This window comes from Pseudoalteromonas sp. MMG033, from assembly GCF_057197785.1.
The window spans coordinates 2,662,618-2,676,293 of the sequence record NZ_CM170070.1 but is presented as its reverse complement, the minus strand read 5'-3'; the positions used below and the strand labels follow the sequence as shown (position 1 = coordinate 2,676,293).

Annotated in this window: 11 protein-coding genes and 1 pseudogene; 6 read left to right on the top strand and 6 right to left on the bottom strand. The window is 41.0% G+C overall.

The genetic code is table 11. The features are described from left to right. Positions 1-6 precede the first annotated feature (6 nt). From AC2CZC_RS11690 to ilvY, 3 genes are all read right to left on the bottom strand, one after another. A complete protein-coding gene (locus AC2CZC_RS11690) occupies positions 7-1,827 on the bottom strand; it encodes a DUF4856 domain-containing protein (RefSeq protein WP_484581911.1) in 1,821 nt (606 codons plus the stop codon). A 298-nt stretch (positions 1,828-2,125) separates the two neighbouring features. Continuing rightward, on the bottom strand, positions 2,126-2,833 hold the full coding sequence (locus tag AC2CZC_RS11685) for a winged helix-turn-helix domain-containing protein (RefSeq protein WP_484581910.1): 708 nt from the start codon (positions 2,831-2,833) through the stop codon (positions 2,126-2,128). Positions 2,834-2,897: 64 nt separating this feature from the next. Next, the gene (gene ilvY, locus AC2CZC_RS11680) at positions 2,898-3,791 is read right to left on the bottom strand and encodes an HTH-type transcriptional activator IlvY (RefSeq protein ID WP_484581909.1); all 894 of its coding nucleotides are present in this window, start codon (positions 3,789-3,791) and stop codon (positions 2,898-2,900) included. Positions 3,792-3,919: 128 nt separating this feature from the next. Between ilvY and ilvC the strand changes: the two genes are divergently transcribed. The 4 genes from ilvC (at position 3,920) to AC2CZC_RS11660 (ending at position 9,648) form a co-directional block, all read left to right on the top strand. After that, entirely contained in the window at positions 3,920-5,392 is a 1,473-nt protein-coding gene (ilvC, locus tag AC2CZC_RS11675) for a ketol-acid reductoisomerase (RefSeq protein WP_484581908.1), read from the top strand. Positions 5,393-5,574: 182 nt separating this feature from the next. Further along, positions 5,575-7,479, top strand: coding sequence for a methyl-accepting chemotaxis protein (locus tag AC2CZC_RS11670; RefSeq protein WP_484581907.1), 1,905 nt, complete (start codon positions 5,575-5,577; stop codon positions 7,477-7,479). Positions 7,480-7,580: 101 nt separating this feature from the next. Continuing rightward, the gene (locus tag AC2CZC_RS11665; protein ID WP_484581906.1) at positions 7,581-8,768 is read left to right on the top strand and encodes a tetratricopeptide repeat protein; all 1,188 of its coding nucleotides are present in this window, start codon (positions 7,581-7,583) and stop codon (positions 8,766-8,768) included. Then, on the top strand, positions 8,749-9,648 hold the full coding sequence (locus tag AC2CZC_RS11660) for a M28 family peptidase (protein ID WP_484581905.1): 900 nt from the start codon (positions 8,749-8,751) through the stop codon (positions 9,646-9,648). Before AC2CZC_RS11665 ends, AC2CZC_RS11660 begins: the two co-directional genes overlap by 20 nt. A gap of 11 nt (positions 9,649-9,659) precedes the next feature. Here AC2CZC_RS11660 and AC2CZC_RS11655 read toward each other — a convergent pair. Continuing rightward, positions 9,660-9,860 (bottom strand): annotated as a pseudogene (locus tag AC2CZC_RS11655) (GIY-YIG nuclease family protein); the annotation flags it as partial. Positions 9,861-10,015: 155 nt separating this feature from the next. Here AC2CZC_RS11655 and AC2CZC_RS11650 point away from each other — a divergent pair. Then, positions 10,016-10,375 carry an outer membrane protein assembly factor BamE gene (locus AC2CZC_RS11650; protein ID WP_063360670.1) on the top strand — a complete coding sequence of 120 codons (360 nt, stop codon included), beginning with the start codon at positions 10,016-10,018 and terminating at the stop codon, positions 10,373-10,375. 66 nt (positions 10,376-10,441) lie between these two features. Here the strand turns inward: AC2CZC_RS11650 and AC2CZC_RS11645 are convergent, their stop codons facing one another. After that, positions 10,442-11,776 (bottom strand): ankyrin repeat domain-containing protein, encoded by a 1,335-nt coding sequence (locus tag AC2CZC_RS11645; protein WP_484581904.1) that lies wholly within the window; start codon positions 11,774-11,776, stop codon positions 10,442-10,444. Positions 11,777-12,049: 273 nt separating this feature from the next. Between AC2CZC_RS11645 and AC2CZC_RS11640 the strand changes: the two genes are divergently transcribed. Continuing rightward, positions 12,050-12,241, top strand: coding sequence for a DUF2897 family protein (locus tag AC2CZC_RS11640; protein WP_484581903.1), 192 nt, complete (start codon positions 12,050-12,052; stop codon positions 12,239-12,241). Between the two features lie 39 nt (positions 12,242-12,280). Here AC2CZC_RS11640 and AC2CZC_RS11635 read toward each other — a convergent pair whose 3' ends face one another. Then, entirely contained in the window at positions 12,281-13,651 is a 1,371-nt protein-coding gene (locus AC2CZC_RS11635; RefSeq protein ID WP_484584885.1) for a YjiH family protein, read from the bottom strand. Between the last annotated feature and the right edge of the window lie 25 nt (positions 13,652-13,676).

The window sequence follows — 13,676 nt, the reverse complement described above, 5'->3', positions numbered from 1 at the left end:
AACAGATTACCAGTTAGCAACATTATCTGCATCAAACTTATATGCATCAGCAATGATGTCACGTGCTTTTTCTAAATCAGCAATATAAGCATCAACATCAGCAGCTGCAAGTTTAGGTGCATCACCCATTAATCTGTGAATTTCTTTGAAATTTTCATCAGTAATTGGTGAATGTGGGTTGAACTGTGAATTCAATGCGAAACCTTTCATCTCAGACCAGTGCTTAGCAACGGCATAGAACTGTTCAGCATTGTATTTACCGCCAGCGATGTCTTTTAGGTCACCATCTTCATGACTAATCGTATCATTGATGTAATGTACGACTGTTGCTGCGATTGATTTTTCCCAGTATAGAAGTGCTTGGTCACGGTACTTTTTAAGCTCAGCTTGATCTTCAGGTGACCATTGGTCAATATTCGTACCAACATTTTTGTTGATGATTGCACGACCATTAATAAATGCGATTTGAGCTGCTGCACTGAAATCAGTTGGGTTTGCGTTGTCTTTTGTACCACGGTCACGCTTCGCTGCGTTTCCTGAGTTACCAAAGTTATACTCTGATTTCAGGTTAATTCCATTTTCACCATCGTAGTCGTTATAGCCTTTTTCAAATTCTGGGCGACCGCCTTTACCAGCAATCTCGTCATCCGAGTACTCTAAGTAGTTGATTGCTGAACCAAAGTAGCCATAAGCTTCATCCCACTTATGCTCCATGTCTGTGTAGTTTTTGTCAGCATCAACTTCTGCGTTCTGCGCTGGAGAGATCTCCGTGTTGCCATTTGGATTGTTGAATAACAACTCATCCATATAATCGTCCGCACCTTGAGACAGAGATACAGCACCATTTAAGTGCTTTTGAATAAGCTGTGCTAAATCTAAACCTTCTGGAGTTACATACAATTTTGTAATTGGTTGCTTACCACCATTGTGCTCAGCAAAGATCTGTGTGCCATCATTTGCAATAGCAACTTGTTTCTCGATTAGGTCAAAATAATATTCAACCAAACCGTTTGGCGTATTTGCAAAACTATCAGGTATGTCCCAACCAGCAAAAGCACCATTGTTCCAATCTTTATTCATCGGTTTAGCATCGCTACCAGCAATCTTACCACCTGCACCAGCGACTGTTTTTTTGCTGCTGATTTCGCCTAAGTTAGCCTGTGCTACCCCTTTGCCTTCAGTAAACGTGAAAGCAGAGCCATGGAAACTCGTATCTTGCGCAAGGATAAAACCTTCAGCCAAAGTTAATGTATTATTACGCTCATCTACACTCAAATCTGTCGTTAATTTACCCAGTAACGCCTTTGATTCAGCCATAGCTGCATGACGAGATGTTTGGCCTGAATAAGAAACACTTGATTTATCATTATGACCAAAAGCATACAGGTTTTTACCTGCTGTTGGTGCCATATCTTCGATTGCAATCTCAATAGCTTGCTCTACTTTTTCACCTGCAGAGTCTGTAGCTGTTACTGTTACTGATACTTTTTGCTCAGCTTCTTGCTCGAAGTTTAGCGCGTTAAACGCTTTCAGCTTTAATTTACCTTCAACAACCTCAAAACGCCCATCACTCACTGTAAACGTCAGTGCTGCTGCATCATCATTGTCATCTGCAATCGTGATACCGGTCACTTCTGCACCCAGCGTATCTTCCATAACACTTGCAGTTTCAACAACAATTGTTGGTGCTTTATTTGAAGGAGTTGTTGGTGCAGGTGTATCTGGAGTAGTTACTGTATTGTTATCGCTACTAGAGCCACCACAACCTGTTAAACCAACTGTTGCTGCTAAAATTGCAGTTGCAAGCAGAGACTTTCTTAATGCCATTAGACGTCTTCCTATGAAAATTATTTGTATTTGCATTTTCTTAACGGGCAAAAGTATACACCCACCTAAATAGGAATCAATATTGTTTGCGTTGTTAAGAACATATTGATTAGTAGGCAGTGTTAAGACTAACTATAGAAGAGATAATGAGAGTCACTAGCATTTTACAAAAATAAATACATAAGACTCTGTAATAAAAGGTAATTAATTTTTTAAATACAAATTATAGAATATTTAGTTATATAATTTTCACAGGGTTTGGTTGATTTATAGTTCGAAAAATTCGAACTATAAATTTTTACCATGCTTCTTTGACAAACAGATACCCTTGACGCCACACAGTTTTTATCTTTTGTGGGCTAGTGGCGTTGTCCCCTAGCTTTTTACGCAAACAAGATACGCGCACATCTATGGTGCGACTATTAGCCTGATAATCTTGCCCGATGATCTTTTCATAAATTTCTTCGCGGCTAACCACCTTGGGGGCTTTAGACGCCAATAACCAAATTAGATCAAATTCGTGCGTTGTCAAACTCACACGTTGATTTTCAAACATAACCGTTCTTTCCTCCCCTTTTATGGTCAATGCACCAAACGACAGTTCTTTGCCATTACTGCAATTATGTTGGGGTTTAACAGACTGGTATTTACGTAACATGGCGTCAAGACGTGCTCGCCACAACCGGGGTTTAGCATGAGTTGCGATAACATCATCAGCGCCCAGTTCAAGTAACAGGCTTTGAATGTCATCATTGTTATCTTCAACAGACACCAGAACAGGTACTTGATAATAACTTTTTAAAGTATTTATGGTGTCGAATTTTGCACTGGTAGCGATACTCTGATCAATCACAATACTACTTACCATTCCTTTACGATTTTTTTGATTTACATGGTCTAAATTTTCTAGAACCATCGTTTGCACATCAAATCCTTGATCTTGAAGTGCAGCTTGTGGCACAGCCAAACTGTTACTTTTACTCTCTGCGATCAGTATGGTACGCACTACCTACCCCTGTTCAATACACCTAATTTTGTGCGAGTCTACTCCTCTTACCTGAACATCAGCTTTACGAATTAAATATTCCACAAGATACCGAAAACAATTTATTTATTACCGGATCTTGGAGCCGTTTTTTCTTTGCTACCAAGCCAATATCTATTTCTTCAGATTGCAAATTCAATTGCTGAACTTGATTTTTAAACGGGCTTTGTGACAACACAATCTCTGGAATATAGGCTACACCAAAACCTAAGCTTGCCATGGCAACCATGGCTTCATGACCGGAGATATGTGCATAGACTTGAGGCTGGATCGACATACGTTTAAAAAAATTATCTATTCTCTCCTTAAGTACTCCCTGCTCAGGTACAATGAAGGGTAACTCTCCCCACGGCAAATCACTTTTATTATGCTTATCCAACAACTCCGTTAATGGACAAGCCATAGTTGGCGCGATAAACACCAATCGAGAACGGCCAATTGACTGATACTCAATACCTTGAGGTAATGCAGCAGGTTTGACAGCCACAGCTACATCCGCCAAATCACCTTGTATCTGGGAAAGAGAAAAAGCGGGATCACCCGTCATCAAATTTAGTTCCACCTGAGGAAACTCTTTACGATAGCGTGCAAATAGATCGTAGATGAAGCTATATGATGCTGTAACGGAGCAGTATAAACTGAGCTCGCCTGTTAATGGCTGGGACTCATCCTGGCATTCACTTTTAAATTGACGCCAGCTTGCCAAGGTCGCTTGCGCATATTGAACAAATGCCTTGCCTTGTGGTGTCAAAGATACACTTCGGTTATCTCTAATAAAAAGTGGTGCACCTACCTCATTTTCTAATTGTTTAATTTGGCGACTTAATGTCGGCGGGCTGATATAACAGCGTTCACTTGCTCGAGTGAAATGCAAAGTATCTGCCAAAGCTAAAAAGTAGTTCAGTTGCTTATGATCCATCTAGGCACCCTATCTTTCAAAATATGAAATACAATAATTTAAATATATCATTTTACGCAAGTACAAGATCTCACTATCTTAGCTCTAACACTAACAAATCACATTAAGACGACAAAGCAGGATCTGACATGGCGAATTATTTCAACTCTTTACCATTACGTGAGCAACTGGCTCAATTGGCACAATGTAAATTTATGGATCCCTCAGAGTTCAATGACGGTGTAGAAGCACTAAAAGGCAAAAAGTTGGTGATTGTTGGTTGTGGCGCACAAGGGCTAAACCAAGGTCTTAACCTGAGAGATTCTGGGTTGGATGTATCGTATGCACTTAGGCAATCTGCAATCGATGAAAAAAGACAATCATTCCTCAACGCCAGTGATAATGGCTTTGTTGTCGGTAATTATGAAGAGCTCATTCCAACAGCAGATTTAGTACTCAACTTAACACCAGACAAACAACACTCAGCCGTTGTCACAGCAGTGATGCCTATGATGAAGCAAGGCGCTACATTGGCCTATTCACACGGTTTCAATATTGTTGAAGAAGGCATGCAAGTACGTGAAGACATTACGGTCATCATGGTTGCACCAAAATGCCCAGGTACTGAAGTAAGAGAAGAATATAAACGTGGCTTTGGTGTACCAACGCTTATTGCTGTTCACCCAGAAAATGATCCTGAAGGTAAAGGCTTAGCACAAGCAAAAGCATATGCAGCAGGCACAGGTGGGCACAGAGCTGGTGTCCTTCACTCATCGTTTATCGCCGAAGTGAAGTCCGATTTAATGGGCGAGCAAACTATTTTGTGCGGCATGCTACAAACCGGCTCACTACTTTGCTTTGACAAGATGGTAGAGCAAGGCATCGCTCCAGACTATGCGTCCAAATTAATTCAATATGGCTGGGAAGTCATCACTGAAGCGCTCAAGCATGGCGGTATTACAAACATGATGGATAGGCTCTCTAACCCTGCAAAAGTCAAAGCATTTGAACTCAGCGAAGAGCTTAAAACGATTATGGCGCCGCTCTATAACAAGCATATGGATGACATTATCAGTGGTGAATTTTCTAGTGGCATGATGGCTGACTGGGCAGAGGATGATGCAAAGTTACTAACATGGCGTGCTGAAACCGCTGAAACCGCTTTTGAAAAACAAGCAAATACTGAACAGCATATATCAGAGCAAACGTTTTTCGATAAAGGCATCTTAATGGTTGCTATGGTCAAAGCGGGTGTTGAGCTGGCTTTTGAAACGATGACTGCTGCGGGGATCATCGAAGAGTCAGCTTACTATGAGTCTTTGCACGAAACGCCACTTATTGCTAACACAATTGCACGTAAAAAGCTTTTCGAGATGAATAGAACCATCTCTGATACTGCTGAATACGGGTGCTACTTGTACAACCATGCCTGCCTACCACTGCTGAAGCCATTTATGGAGAATATTAGCAGTGACGTAATAGGTGCAGGGTTAAGCAATACAGACAACTATGTTGATAATCAGAAGCTTATAGCTGTAAATAGCGCAGTTAGAAACCACCCTGTTGAGGTTATTGGAACAGAATTGCGCGGCTACATGTCTGCCATGAAACGAATTGTATAAACCAGTTCGCTTGTTAGAACCAAGGCCCAACAGTGAAAACTTTGGGCTTTTTTTCATACATTTAAATTAGAAATACAATAAACTACTCATAAATTTATACGACATAACGAATAAATCTATATGTGTTAATTATTGACCATGTTAGAATTATCGCCACGCGGTAATTAGTTTCTGTAGGTTAAATGAGTAACACAAGCTTTACAATCACTCAAAAAATCACCATCCTAGGTAGTGCAACAGCAATATTAGTTGCAAGTTTAATTGGCTTTATTTCGATTTATCAATCCAAATCCATGGTTGAGTCCAGAATGCTCGGATCCGAGCTACCAAGCAAAGTCGAAAGTATCACTAAGTCTCTTGAGCAAGAAATTGTCGTATTAAAAAATGCGGCAGAGCAACTTTCTAGTAATCGATTCATACTTGAATCAGCTCAGAATGGTCAGTTAAACGAAGATCTTTTACTTAGCGAACTAAAGAGGTTACAGCAACAATACGGTTTGGCTACAGCGTCTTGGGCAAATAGACAAAACAACAAATACTGGAACCAAGACGGCTTCTTACGCGTGCTGAATATGCAACAAGATAGTTGGTTTTTTGCTTTTACCCAAAGCAGAAATGCCTATTCAATTAGTATTTTTCAAGAGTCGCCTGGCGATGTGAAAATGTTTGTTAATCACCAGCAAACCAATGGTATTGGCCTTGCCGGCCTTGCCAAAAGCATTGATGATATGCAGCAAAAACTTGCTAACATGCGTATTGAGCAAACTGGGTTTGTCTTTGTGGTCAATCAAGAAGGTCAAGTGCAGCTCCACCCTGATGCCAGCTTAGTCGCAAAGTCGACTCTTGCTGACTTCTATGGTGCGCGCTCGGCAAGCGAGCTTCTAAATAACTCTCGATTAAATATTTTGGAGTTAACAGCAAATGAGCAAGCAGTACTCGTCGCCGCTCACCGCATTCCGGATACAGACTTGTATGTCATTGCTCAGGTGCCGCAGCAAGAAGTATTTGCTCAAGTCACAGAGCTGCAGTGGCAAATAGTAACTTTTGCTCTCATTATTGCTTTTGTTGCGAGTATTTTTAGCGTATTGCTAGCACGTACTTTAAGCGCGCCTTTATTAAAAATGGCAAACGTATTCAAGCAATTGGGTAGTGGTGATGCAAATTTAAACTATCGCGTACCACGCTCTGAGCAGCCAGAGTTGGCGGCACTTGGCGACGGTTTTAATCAATTTATTGGCAAAATAGACACGGCAATAAGTAAGGTCGCAACAGAAAGCCGAGATATTCGTGCAGCAAGTGAATTGGTGTTTGAGCAAACCCAACGTAACTCTCAATCTCTTGATGAGCAAAAGAATCAAACCATTTCAGTGGCGGCCGCTATCAATGAAATGGCAGCGACAGTACAAGAAATAGCGGGTAGTGCAAGTAATACTGCGAAGCTAACCCTGGCCAGTAAAGAAAGTTCGCTTGAGAGTCACAGCTGCGTGCAAACCAGCCAAGAAACCTTGATGGAACTTGCCACGGATATTCAAAACATGGCCACTCAAGTTGAGACTCTTGCAAGTAAAACGCAATCCATTGCTAATATTTTAGATGTGATCAGAGGTATATCTGAACAAACCAATCTATTAGCGTTGAATGCCGCCATCGAGTCTGCAAGAGCGGGTGAACATGGTCGAGGATTTGCCGTGGTTGCGGATGAAGTGCGTGCACTGGCCAGTCGTACGTCTCAATCTACAGACGAAATCCAAGCAACAATCACAGAGCTAACCGCAGCATCTGATTCAATCGTTGAGCAAATTGCGCTGTCATCACAGCAAGCTGAACAAAGCGTCTCTCAGATGCAAACATCTGTTGAACTCATGGATAGCATCACTGAAACAGCTAATCAAATCAATGATATGACAACACTCATTGCAACGGCGACAGAAGAGCAAAGTAATGTAGTTGTCGATGTCGGAAGAAGCATAGAGCAGATCAGTGTAATAAGTGATGAAGTCATGAACGATCAGCTCAGTACGGAGCAAGCCATTCAGCAATTAGCTGACTCAGCTAAGGAGTTAGATAAATTGGCTGCCAGCTTTTAGAATAAAAGCTCAATAATCAAGCAACGCTTTGTAACAATTTTTTCTTTATTTACTCTCAGGGTTCGCTAGTCTAGTAAGAAAGAGCTGTGGGAGTAACTACCATGAAAATTAATTTTCAAAGCGTTGTTTTAACTTTAACTTTAGCGATATCCAGCATCACGCTGAGTGGTTGTCAATCAACCGCGTCAGTCGATACCAATAATCTTGCCTTACTTAACCAAGCGCCATTCAAAACACTGCCAGTCGAATCACAGCAAGATATTTTTGTATTAGACGAGCAAATAATAGCTTCTCTTGAACAACACTTTAAGGAAGGCGAGCAACCAGAGATAAAACATGCACAGCTCTTAATGCAATTTTTACTGGAAAATGGCGATGCCTCACTCTCTTATATGAGTGACGCCAACCTCACTGCTTCTCAAACTTATGAAAACCTCAACGCCAATTGTTTATCCTTATCAATTTTAGCGTACAGCTTGTCCGAATTTTTAAACCTGCAAGCGGAATTTCAAAAAGTACATGTCCCAGAGTACTGGGCTACCAGCAGAGGTTATAACTTTCTCAGTGGTCATATTAATTTGAAAATCCATGAAGATAGAATGCGTTATTTCACAAAACAAGTACTTCATACTGCCCCCAGAACGCTAACCATAGACTTCGACCCAAATAGCCGCCGCCAAGCATTTAAGACAACTCCGATAAGCAAAGATCGTGTCACAGCTATGTTTTATAACAACAAAGGTGCACTCAACATGGTCGAGGGTAACCATGACCTTGCTTTTAGTTATTTTCAAGCGGCAATAAAATTGGACTCAAATTATACAAGTGCCTGGGCTAATTTAGCGATACTTTATCGAATAAAAGAGGAGTTCAAAACCGCAGAGGCATTTTACAATCAGGCGATATCATTAGACCCAAATAACAACACCGCAAAAGGTAATTTGGCAGTGCTTTATGATTTGACTAATCGAAAAAAACAAGCTGAAGAAATTAGGACAGCCCTGCATCAATACAGAAAAAACAACCCATATTATATCTTAACGCTTGGTAATCAAGCGATGGAAGAAGGCAAGATCAATAAAGCAATTAGACACTACAGAAACGCACTTAAGATTAATAATCAATTACATGAGGGGCATTTTGCACTAGCCAAAGCCTACTACGCAAAAGGAGATTTGGTGCAAACAAAACGTCATATGAAACGCGCACTCGATCATGCTGAGTTCGAACATAACCAAAAACAATATAAAGGTAAATTGGAGTGGTTAGATGCAGTGGCTAAGAATTAGCCTTCTTATTACTTTAGTATGTGGCAGCGAAGCATATTCACTTGAACGAGATATGCGGATATTAACCAGCCCTGAATTTGAAGGAAGGCCGTCTGGGGCTGATAAACCACATCAAAGCGCACACTATATTACTCGGCAATTCGAAAAGTATGGCCTTGATGTTCACTTTCAGCATTTTGAATTTGAATATGGCTTTTTCGACTCTGCATCAGGGCATAATGTCGTTGCAACCCAAGCATGTAAACGTGTGCAGTGTCATCCCCCCATCGTCATTACAGCTCACTACGATCACTTGGGAAAACGCGGTAGTAGGCATTACCCCGGTGCAAATGACAATGCCTCTGGGGTTGCCGTCATGATAGATATCGCAAGGCAATTACAAGGAGTAGATATTGCTAGAGACATCATCTACGTGGCAACAGATGCTGAAGAGAAGGGGCTGCATGGCGCAAAAGCATTTGTGAAAGAACTTGGCGAGCGACAAATTTATATGAATATCAATCTCGATATGCTCGACTTACAGAAAAAAAATCGATTATACGCGCTAGCCTCACGCACATTAAAACCTCTTGAAGCGCACATTGAAGAGACATTTAAGGCGACTTCGGTCAAATTTAGGTTGTTTTTCTCAGCTAAAATCATGGCCAGAAGGTTAGCTGCTCCTCAGGTTGACTGGCTTAGAGCCAGTGATCACTACCCGTTTCACAGAGCGGACATTCCATTTATCTACTTCGGTGCGGGCATGGATAAAAACCATCATTCAGTCAAAGACTCATTGGATAAAATCAATTTTGAAAAGCTCACGCAAGTCTCAAATGCGATCACTAAGTTTGTACTTACACTCGTATCTGAGTCTGATATCGCCTCCAAAACCAATTGACGCTTTTGCGCTTTTGTCAGTTGTTTTATTTGCCACTCAAGTTTGGCAGCTTGCACTTTTGTCAGACCTGATATAGCAATGATCAGTGAAATGGGGCCCTTGCCACGCAGGCTTTTAGCCCCAGTACCATTATTATGCTGCTCTACCCTACGATCTAAATCCTTGGTGATCCCGGTATACCAATGACCCAATTTATTTTCGACGATATACAAATACCAAGTTTTAATCGTGTGATTATTTTCGTTCAATTTAAATTTCTCAATTTTAGAAACTTTTTAGAAATTGCGCAGTCGAAATGCACAATCTACTTTACCTTCTTAGTGCAATCTGTATCATTCGTAATAACCTAAAATAAGGATACACATACATGCAGTACAATAAACCCCTTTTGACTTGGCTAGTCGCCGCCATAATGACTATATTTTTGTCCGGTTGTTCAAGCTGGGTTTATAGGATTAACGTGCCTCAAGGTAACTTTTTAGAGCAGTCCGATGTAGACAAGCTTCGGATCGATATGACCAAAGAGCAAGTAATGTTCGTTTTAGGCACACCGGTTGCTAAAGATGCATTTGACTCTTCAAAGTGGCACTACAAATATGTGTTTAACATAGATAGAGAGTCTGAAGTTCGTAAAAGCTTAGTGGTGCATTTTGAAAATGATAAACTACTTAAACTGACTGGCGACTTCGAAACTCCCGAACAATTTAATACCCCATTAGATAACTAGCCACATCAATAGTTAATATGGCAGATTGTCTATCTGCCATTCGAATCTCCACTCATCTTACTGTCGCTAAATTGTGACGACCGCCAAGCTCATTACCACGGTAAAAATAGCTTGAATAAATAAGCTCACCCAACTCAATGCCCCCAAAAAGCGTAAACTTAACGGCAACTTAGTCGTTGGAAACAGCCGACGATTTTTTAATAGGCGCGCTAAAGCAAATATAAATAAAGTACAGCTTGAAAGCAGTATCACCATAGACAATTTATTGTCTCGTCCTGCGTCTAGAAAAAGTACCAGCTGCAAAGGCAAAAACAATACAGTCAATGCTTTTAGCATATAAACCCTAAAAATACGCTGATACTTAGCTTGCTCGCTAAGTTCAATAATACCGCGCTTTTCTAAATATTTCTTTGAATTAACCGATTGATTCTCAGTCGCTAATCGATAAGGCGTGCAACCTGATGCATCGGCAAGACGAGGGTCCACGCCCATATCTTCAACCAATTCAAGCATAGGACGGGAGTTAGACAGTACAGCATAATGCATCAGGTTTCGGCCTAAGTCATCTAAGGAGATCCCACAGTGAAACTCTTTAAGAGCTTTTGCAGCACTGACAAAGCCCTTTTCAACGATCCACATCATCGCTGACTTTCCTGCGCTATCTGCACCAAGCCCTCTTGCGCCCTTTTCAATCAACGACAACATATTTGATTGCTTTGCTGCCCCAGACATGACTTGCTCTAACAGCGCATTATCAAGGATCTGTAGTCGCTCTTCTTCATTACACAACAGAGTCAACAAACCTTCGCAATCACGTCCTTCGTTAAGGTTTTTAACTGCCTCAGCTTGGGTGAGCGCCATATTCTCTAACACTTCTCTATAACAAGACGTCAAACAATCACGACTATGTTGCCCGCCATTGAGCCATAACTCACATGTCTGTGTAGGAGAAAGTATAAACCCCTGTGGCAGTAGCCAACATAAGGTTTTAAATTGCTCATACTTTAATAGCAAATCGACAAAAGATATTTTGTTCTGAATTTTAGCCTGTGATGCAATACTAGAGTACTGAGATAAGCAGCCGAGGAGCTTCACGGTGAGCTCGTCTCGGCTTATACCTGCCTGCTCAATATGATTAAGTAATTGCGCCACATAAAGGTGCTGCTCCTCATCATAGTCGTCAATATGTTGGAAAAAGCAAGACTCAAATGGATCTAAAGGTTTTAGCCATGCCACATAAAAAATGGGCGGCAATACTTGAGAAATAACGCCTTGCTCATCTTTCACCACTTCACATTCAGGCCAAGCCTCTAGCGCATCGAGAATAAACGCGCCATTATCTTCCACAAGACCTTTTAGCAAAAGCGGAAACTGAGAAGGCCAAATTAAAACTTGCTCCATGGGTGCACAAACCATTTAATTAGTAATATCAAAATAACAATTATCGAAGGCAGCATATGCCACAACCTTAGACAGCAAGATGATACCAAGTGTAAACATAAAAAGCTGCGAATATCTCACACTATTTACAACTATCCTCGAACAACCAGCAAAGACAGTATAAACTCGTACAATAGCAGTGATTTTAGTAGACTATAGGTAATCAATAAACTGATATGTGTAAGCCTATGGATATCAGATTTATCTACGCTGAACACCTTGTATGGAGCCATTTTGGAAAAATTAGAAACTTGGAAAGTCATCCTGATCATCGTCGCCGTACTAGGCTATATCATCGGAAATATCATGCTGCTCAAATATGCCAATAAATTTGACGTGAAAGGTAAAATTGACAAGCAGCTCAAACCAGATGAAAAGGAAAGTAGTGAAAAAAGCCAAGCTGAGGACAGAGATAAACCGGAGTAAACAGTGAGTACCCGAAAGCACTCACTGCTAAGAGTAAAGTTAGCCTACAAGCCAATGTGCCATCAATGCAATGACTGGTAACGTCACCAAAGTTCTCAAGATAAATACCGCAAAAAGCTCAAAGATATTAACTGGAATTTTGCTACCTAGAAGCAATGCGCCCACTTCAGACATATAAATCAATTGCGTTACGCTCAATGCAGCAATGATAAAGCGAGTAACATCACTTTCAATATTGCTTGCTGCTAATATTGATGGAATAAACATATCAGCAAAGCCGACTACAATGGTTTCTGCCGCTTTAGCAGCTTCAGGCACTTGTAGCAGCTCTAAATATGGAATAAACGGCTGACCTAAAAACTGAAAGATTGGCGTTTCCTCAGCAATGATGAGTGCAAATGTGCCCACAGCCATGACAACCGGTAATACTGCAAATAGCATATCCAAGGCATTGGATACACCTTCTTTCACGGTGCCTTTTACGCCCGGTGCATTATGTGCTTTTTGCAGTGCAACATCGAGTGCATGACCAAACAATGTTTTTCCTTCAGGTACTGCTTCAGAATCTTGGTTATGTGTTGAGCCATCAACATAGATATCTTTTTTAAAGCTCAAAGGCGGAAGCCTTGGCACAATGATCGCAGCTACCACACCAGCCGCACACACAGTCAAATAAAATGGGGCAAATAAGTGCTCTAACTTAACCTGACCAATTACGACCAAGCAGAAAGTAATAGACACTGCAGAAAACGTGGTGCCAATAATAGCGGCTTCACGCTGTGTATAGTGCTTGTCTTCATATTGGCGTGAAGTCATTAAAATACCGACACTGCCGTCACCTAACCATGAAGCCACGCAGTTAACTGCACTGCGACCAGGCACACCAAATAGTGGCCTCATAACTTTTGTCAGCAAAGTACCGACTAACTCTAGCAGACCAAAATTAAGCAATAAAGGTAATAGGAGGCCAGCAAACACGAAGACAGAAAATAAGACAGGTAATAAATCGTTTAAAACCAACGCCCCAGTCCCACTGGAGTGAATAAGCTCAGGACCAACTTTAAAAAATGTCATTAAGATAAATAACATGCCGAAAAGTCTGGTGACAACCCAAATCCAGCTCACATCAAATAAATGCCTGATCAGGTCATTCTTTAACAAAGCGCTTGGCTTGAATAGCTTAACAACGACACTGAGAACCCCGGTTATACATACGATACTGACTATCAGTGCATGTATAAAGGGACTCGTTAAGCTTTGCAATTCTTTTGCTAGTACAGCAATTGGAATTGTCATCGCATCGCCTATTGCGACAGGGGTCATAAACAGGAATACACCCACGAGTGACGGCACTATAAAAGCAAACCAAGTTCGCCAATTTACCGAAGATGCTTGCGTTGTATCTGACATCATTTCTAAATCCCAAAAAAAAGAA

Excerpts from the sequence above, each read along its gene's own strand:
- AC2CZC_RS11690 (WP_484581911.1), bottom strand. The coding sequence starts at position 1,827 with ATGGCATTAAGAAAGTCTCTGCTTGCAACTGCAATTTTAGCAGCAACA.
- ilvY (WP_484581909.1), bottom strand. The coding sequence starts at position 3,791 with ATGGATCATAAGCAACTGAACTACTTTTTAGCTTTGGCAGATACTTTG.
- ilvC (WP_484581908.1), top strand. The coding sequence starts at position 3,920 with ATGGCGAATTATTTCAACTCTTTACCATTACGTGAGCAACTGGCTCAA.
- AC2CZC_RS11670 (WP_484581907.1), top strand. The coding sequence starts at position 5,575 with ATGAGTAACACAAGCTTTACAATCACTCAAAAAATCACCATCCTAGGT.
- AC2CZC_RS11665 (WP_484581906.1), top strand. The coding sequence starts at position 7,581 with ATGAAAATTAATTTTCAAAGCGTTGTTTTAACTTTAACTTTAGCGATA.
- AC2CZC_RS11660 (WP_484581905.1), top strand. The coding sequence starts at position 8,749 with ATGCAGTGGCTAAGAATTAGCCTTCTTATTACTTTAGTATGTGGCAGC.
- AC2CZC_RS11650 (WP_063360670.1), top strand. The coding sequence starts at position 10,016 with ATGCAGTACAATAAACCCCTTTTGACTTGGCTAGTCGCCGCCATAATG.
- AC2CZC_RS11645 (WP_484581904.1), bottom strand. The coding sequence starts at position 11,776 with ATGGAGCAAGTTTTAATTTGGCCTTCTCAGTTTCCGCTTTTGCTAAAA.
- AC2CZC_RS11635 (WP_484584885.1), bottom strand. The coding sequence starts at position 13,651 with ATGTCAGATACAACGCAAGCATCTTCGGTAAATTGGCGAACTTGGTTT.